Origin of the sequence: Citrobacter sp. Igbk 17, from assembly GCF_028069775.1 — a bacterium.
Lineage (GTDB): Bacteria > Pseudomonadota > Gammaproteobacteria > Enterobacterales > Enterobacteriaceae > Citrobacter.
The window spans coordinates 1-1139 of the sequence record NZ_JANEWI010000079.1 but is presented as its reverse complement, the minus strand read 5'-3'; the positions used below and the strand labels follow the sequence as shown (position 1 = coordinate 1139).

Annotated in this window: 1 protein-coding gene and 1 pseudogene; both read left to right on the top strand. The window is 44.9% G+C overall.

Annotation, left to right across the window (positions count from 1 at the left end):
• Positions 1–116 precede the first annotated feature (116 nt).
• Positions 117–425, top strand: a pseudogene (locus NNO08_RS22825) (HumD family translesion DNA polymerase).
• A gap of 95 nt (positions 426–520) precedes the next feature.
• Positions 521–907 carry a hypothetical protein gene (locus NNO08_RS22820; RefSeq protein ID WP_271440820.1) on the top strand — a complete coding sequence of 129 codons (387 nt, stop codon included), beginning with the start codon at positions 521–523 and terminating at the stop codon, positions 905–907.
• Positions 908–1139: the final 232 nt, after the last annotated feature.

Here is a 1139-nt window from a genome sequence, read left to right as displayed (position 1 = left end):
CCAGAACTCAGCCTCTTCAAACATTTCCTGAACAGTACGGCTTATCTGCTCATTGCTGGATGTATATGCAGTTTTTGTGCTGTATTTCTATCCGGTATTCAAGAGAGGGTGCCGACATGGGAATCCCATCACCTGCGGCTTCGTATTATCGTGAAGGGATACTGAACGGTGCGCTTCTGATTATCGATTAATCCTTATCGCCATGCGATGGCTCGCTGCTGATATGCGCGATAGACGGAGAGTTCAGGATCAAGCGATATCGGACTCATCCTCAGCCCCACCTGGTTAATCTGGAGAACGGGAGAAGGGAGGCGCTGCCAGTAGATGATGACGGTTACAGTTCTGCACCCGCTATATTCGGGGTGATCACGTACATTATTAATGATGCCAGGAACGCGGAGTTTGATGACTGCCCAGTGATGTGAATCGCTGAAATTTTACGGTAAAGTCGATGTGCTCAGGATTTACAATCGACACAGTAATAGAGCACTATATACTATCGACAAAACTGAGAAATAACATGAAAGTGATTAACGCAGTATTCCTTACTCTGATTTTCACAGCTGGCGCTGCATACGGAAGTAACGAAAGTAATTTCATCACTGCGGAACAAATTGAACGGCAGAATGCCATAAATGCACTGTTACGTATTGATAATGGGCCAAGTGCGCAGGAAGCAGCCGAATTAAATGATGAATTGATCGATAAGATGCAGGGTGTGATTCTTGATACCGCCAGTAAAGGAGCATATAGCGAATGCGATAAACTGGAAAAAGAAATCCTGAGCGGTTTAAATATCCCAATGAAGGGAGTACCGGATGACATCACTCGTGATTTTTCCCTTGCACTATCTCGGCAAGTATCAGACAGGTGTCAGGCATTGGTCTCCCATAATGTAGGCCAGTAGTTTACTGGTTCAATTTACCTTAATGACAGTGCTCATCAGGTGAAAAGCCACGAACTATGTGACTTGGATCTGCTCATGGATGATGATATACAATGAATCGTTAGTGATACACACGATGTGGTTATGGTTACGAACTTCTGCCTCTCGCTCAAAACAGGCATTTTCTCACGCTGTATCAACGGATAGCGTCTATTAACTCTGGTCCTTGATTCCTAACATTCCCAACGGCACG